Here is a 4,218-nt window from a genome sequence, read left to right as displayed (position 1 = left end):
CGGCGGGCGGGATGCCTGCCGGGGGCGGCCCGGACGTGCGGTGCGGTGCGCCGTGCCACGCCGGGACAGCCCGGCGAGGCGGTGCGCCGGGGTCAGCCCAGCGAGGCGATGGCCTCGTTGAAGGTCGCCGACGGGCGCATGACGGCCTCCGCCTTCGCCGGGTCGGGCTGGTAGTAGCCGCCGATCTCGGCCGGCTTGCCCTGGACGGCGATCAGCTCGTCCACGATGGTCCGCTCCTGCTCGGACAGCGTCGTGGCGAGCGGGCCGAACGCCTCGGCGAGCGCGGCGTCGTCGGTCTGCTTCGCGAGCTCCTGGGCCCAGTACAGCGCGAGGTAGAAGTGGCTGCCGCGGTTGTCGATGCCGCCGAGCTTGCGGCTCGGGGACTTGTCCTCGTTGAGGAACGTGCCGGTGGCCCGGTCCAGGGTGTCGGCGAGCACCTTGGCCCGCGCGTTGTCCGTGGTGGTGGCCAGGTGCTCGAAGCTGACCGCCAGGGCGAGGAACTCACCGAGGCTGTCCCAGCGCAGGTAGTTCTCCTTGACCAGCTGCTGCACGTGCTTGGGCGCCGAACCGCCCGCGCCCGTCTCGAACAGTCCGCCGCCGTTCATCAGCGGGACGACCGAGAGCATCTTGGCGCTGGTGCCCAGCTCGAGGATGGGGAAGAGGTCCGTGAGGTAGTCACGCAGCACGTTGCCGGTGACGGAGATGGTGTCCTCGCCGCGCCGGATGCGCTCCAGGGAGAACGCCGTGGCCTCCTCGGGCGTCCTGATGGAGATGTCCAGGCCCTCGGTGTCGTGGTCGGCCAGGTAGGTGGTGACCTTGGCGATGAGGTTGGCGTCGTGGGCGCGGCCCTCGTCGAGCCAGAAGACGGCCGGGTTGCCGGTCGCGCGGGCGCGGGTGACGGCGAGCTTGACCCAGTCCTGGATCGGGGCGTCCTTGGTCTGGCACATCCGGAAGATGTCACCGGCGCCGACCGCCTGCTCGAGCACGACGTCGCCGTTGCCGTCGAGGACCCGCACGGTGCCGGTGGCGGGGATCTCGAAGGTCTTGTCGTGGCTGCCGTACTCCTCGGCCTTCTGCGCCATGAGGCCGACGTTGGGTACGGAGCCCATGGTGGAGGGGTCGAAGGCGCCGTTGGCGCGGCAGTCGTCGATGACGACCTGGTAGACGCCCGCGTAGCTGCTGTCGGGCAGGACCGCGAGGGTGTCGGCCTCGTTGCCGTCCGGGCCCCACATGTGGCCGGAGGTGCGGATCATGGCCGGCATGGAGGCGTCGACGATGACGTCGCTGGGGACGTGCAGGTTGGTGATGCCCTTGTCGGAGTCGACCATCGCCAGGGCCGGGCCCTCGGCGAGCTCGGCCTCGAAGGACGCCTTGATCTCGGCGCCGACGTCGGGCAGGGAGTCCAGGCCCTTGAGGATGCCGCCGAGGCCGTCGTTCGGGGTGAGACCGGCCGCGGCGAGCGCGTCGCCGTACTTGGCGAAGGTGTTCGGGAAGAAGGCGCGCACCACGTGGCCGAAGATGATCGGGTCGGAGACCTTCATCATCGTGGCCTTGAGGTGCACCGAGAACAGCACGCCTTCGGCCTTGGCGCGTGCGACCTGAGCGGTGAAGAACTCGCGCAGCGCGGCGACGCGCATGACGGCCGCGTCGACGACCTCGCCCGCCAGGACCGGCACGGACTCGCGCAGCACCGTGGTCGTGCCGTCGTCGCCCGTGAGCTCGATGCGCAGCGATCCGGCCTCGGAGATGACGACGGACTTCTCGGTCGAGCGGAAGTCGTCGACGCCCATGGTGGCGACGTTCGTCTTCGAGTCGGCCGACCAGGCGCCCATGCGGTGCGGGTGCGCCTTGGCGTAGTTCTTGACCGACGCGGGAGCGCGGCGGTCGGAGTTGCCCTCACGCAGGACGGGGTTCACCGCGCTGCCCTTGACCTTGTCGTACCGCGCGCGGACGTCCTTGTCCTCGTCGGTCCGCGGGTCGTCCGGGTAGTCCGGGAGGTCGTAGCCCTGCTCCTGGAGCTCGGCGATCGCGGCCTTGAGCTGCGGGATCGAGGCCGAGATGTTGGGCAGCTTGATGATGTTCGCGCCGGGCGTCCTGGCCAGCTCACCGAGCTCGGCGAGTGCGTCATCGATACGCTGGTCGGCCTTCAGACGCTCCGGGAACCCGGCGATGATGCGCCCGGCCAGGGAGATGTCACGCCGCTCCACCGTGACTCCCGCGGTCGAGGCGTAGGCCTCGACGACCGGCAGGAACGAGTACGTCGCCAGGGCAGGGGCCTCGTCGGTGTGCGTATAGATGATGGTCGAGTCAGTCACCGGGTGCTCCGCTCCACGTCTGCAACATTGCTTGACATCAAGATATCTCGTGACCGCCCCCCTCTCCACAGGGGCCCGCCCCCTCTTCGGCCGGGAATCGTCCGGGCGTGCCGGTGACACGACGGGTCCGGCCGGCGGGCGTGCGGCCGCCCGTACGCCGCGACCAGCCCTGATGGGTAGGGACGGCCCCCGGCCGCACCGGGTCCGGCGCTTCCCGCCTTTCCTGGCGCGGGGCCGGCTTCCGTCCCGGCCGCGGACGGGACGGCCACCATGTGGGACGGTGCTCAGCCCCGGGTCGCCGGGGCGGTCACCTCGCCGGCCCGGCCGGCGAGGTCGCGACCGGTGTGCCGGGCCGGGGCGGGCGGTGCTCGTACCAGCGCCGGTCGGCCTCCAGCTGGGCGGCGAGGGAGATGAGCCGCTCCTCGCTGCGGGAGGGCCCGAGCAGCTGGGCGCCGACGGGCAGGCCGTCGCCCGTGAAGCCCGCGGGGACGTTGACGCCCGGCCAGCCGAGGACGTTCCAGGGCCAGGCGTACGGGCAGGCGGCGGTCATGGCGACGTCGGTGCGCCAGGCGCTCAGGTCGTCGAAGGCCCCGATCCTGGGCGGTGGGGCGGCGGTGGTCGGGGTCAGCAGTACGTCGTATCCGGACCCGGCCGGGTCGAAGAAGGCCCCGATCCTGCGGTGCTGGCGCACCTCCCGCGCCCGTGCCGCCCGTACCACCCGGCCGCCGAGGCGGGTCCCGGTGCGCAGGGCGCTGCGGGTGCGCGGGTCCAGGAGCCCCGGTTCGGGGTGGAGCGCGGCGAGCTCGGCGATGCCGGCCGTGGCGCGGGGTACGAAGGAGAGGCCGATCAGCCCGTAGCGGGGGCGTGCCTCCTCGACGTCGTGGCCGAGGCCGGCCAGGGTGCCGGCCAGCGCGGTGACGGCGCGCAGGACGTCCGGGTGGGGCGCGTTCCGGGTGAGGGTGAGCGGGGGGTCGAGGGCGAGGCCGATCCGCAGTCTGCCGGGATCGCGGCGGGCCGCGGCGGAGGCGTCGACGGCCGGGGGGCGGTGCGGGTCCGCGGGGTGCGGGCCGGCCGCGGCGTCCAGGAGCAGGGCCGCGTCGGCGACCGTACGGGCCAGGGGCCCGTTGACCGTGAGCCCCTGGAACGCGTCGTTGCGGGGGTGGACGGAGACCCGTCCGCGCTGCGGTTTGATGCCGACGAGGTGTGTCCACGCCGCCGGGATGCGGATGGATCCGGCCCCGTCCGAGCCGAGCGCCGCGGGGACCAGGCCGGCGGCGACCGCCGCGGCCGACCCGCCGGACGAACCGCCGGGTGTGTGGGCCGTGTTCCAGGGGTTGCGGGTGGCGCCGAAGGCGGGCCCCTCGGTGAAGGCCCACTGGCCCAGCTCGCAGGAGTTCGTCTTGCCGACGATCACGGCCCCCGCCACGCGCAGCCGGCGGACCGCCTCGCTGTCGGCGGACGCGGGCGGCAGTTCCCCGTCGCAGCCGAAGTAGGTGGGCATACCCGCGACGTCGGTGTCGTCCTTGACGGCGACCGGTACGCCCAGCAGCGGCAGCCGCTCGCCGGCCGCGAGCCGCCGGTCGGCCTCGGCGGCCTCGGCGAGCGCCTCTTCGGCGCGCAGGTGCCGGAAGGCGTTGAGGGTGTGGCGGCTCGCCTCGATGCGTGCCAGGGAGGCCGCGACGAGCTCCCGCGAGGTCGTACGGCCCTCGGCGAGCTCCCGGGCGCTCTCCGCGAGTCCGGGCTGCGGGGCCGGCTCCTCCGGCAGGCCGCGCCCGGTCCGTTCGGTGGGGTCTGCTGAGGACATCGCTGCCGCCTCCTCGCGTCCGCCCGGCCCCGGGGCCGCCCCGGAGCCGCACGAGCGGATCTACTGGAGAGTAACGAGGTGGCGCGGTCCGCTCAAGCA

The 4,218-nt window shown here is 73.4% G+C and carries 2 protein-coding genes; both read right to left on the bottom strand.

From position 1 onward, the window contains the following. Window positions 1–92 precede the first annotated feature (92 nt). Window positions 93–2,315, bottom strand: coding sequence for an NADP-dependent isocitrate dehydrogenase (locus ABZ371_RS29720; RefSeq protein ID WP_358685370.1), 2,223 nt, complete (start codon window positions 2,313–2,315; stop codon window positions 93–95). 307 nt (window positions 2,316–2,622) lie between these two features. Continuing rightward, a complete protein-coding gene (locus ABZ371_RS29715; protein WP_358685368.1) occupies window positions 2,623–4,119 on the bottom strand; it encodes an amidase in 1,497 nt (498 codons plus the stop codon). Window positions 4,120–4,218: the final 99 nt, after the last annotated feature.

Source organism: Streptomyces sp. NPDC005899 (genome assembly GCF_040629645.1).
Classification (GTDB): domain Bacteria; phylum Actinomycetota; class Actinomycetes; order Streptomycetales; family Streptomycetaceae; genus Streptomyces.
Note: the sequence above shows the minus strand (reverse complement) of the source record. Positions and strands in the feature narration are given on the sequence as shown.